The organism is Mesorhizobium sp. M1163 (genome assembly GCF_040318415.1).
Taxonomy (GTDB): Bacteria; Pseudomonadota; Alphaproteobacteria; order Rhizobiales; family Rhizobiaceae; genus Mesorhizobium.
Genome location: NZ_JAMYMF010000113.1, coordinates 1 through 600, shown reverse-complemented (window position 1 = coordinate 600; position 600 = coordinate 1). Strand labels below are relative to the sequence as shown.

At 60.8% G+C, this 600-nt stretch carries 1 pseudogene; it reads right to left on the bottom strand.

From position 1 onward, the window contains the following. A pseudogene (locus NKH43_RS35250) lies at positions 1-435 on the bottom strand (IS5 family transposase); the annotation flags it as partial. Positions 436-600: the final 165 nt, after the last annotated feature.

Below are 600 nucleotides of genomic sequence, written 5' to 3'. Positions count from 1 at the left end.
CACCGGTCAAGAGGAAAGCGATCGGGCGGCACAGGCCATCGGTCAGGGCGTGGATCTTCGTGGTTCGCCCACCGCGCGACCGGCCGATCGCCTGATTTTGCTCCCCCCTTTGCCGCCAGAAGCGCAGCGATGCGCCTTCACGGCCGAAGAGTCGATCAGGACCTCAGCCGGAGGACCGCCAGCCGAGGCCAGGGCGTGGAAGATGTCGACCCAAACGCCTTTGGCAGCCCATCGGACAAAGCTATTGTAGAGCGTCTTTCTCGGCCCGTAGACTTGCGGGGCATCGACCCAGCGGCCGCCGGACTTGAGGACATGGACGATGCCGCTAATCGCTCGGCGGTCATCGACTCTTGGCTTGCCGCGCGTGTCGGTTGGCAGCAGCGCCTGCGGCCGCGAAACCTGCTCCTCCGTCAGCCAGAAATAATCGCGATTCATTTGTGGCCTCCCTTTGGAGACCGTGACTCATAAAACCACCGTCAGTGGAATCCCTTTATGGGTCCGGATCCTAGCCTGAAAAATTCATGGGGGTTGGTGGATGTGGCGCAAGCCGTTGAAATGACGTAGGATTTGGTTGCTTAAGCCGATCCGAACCATTTCCCG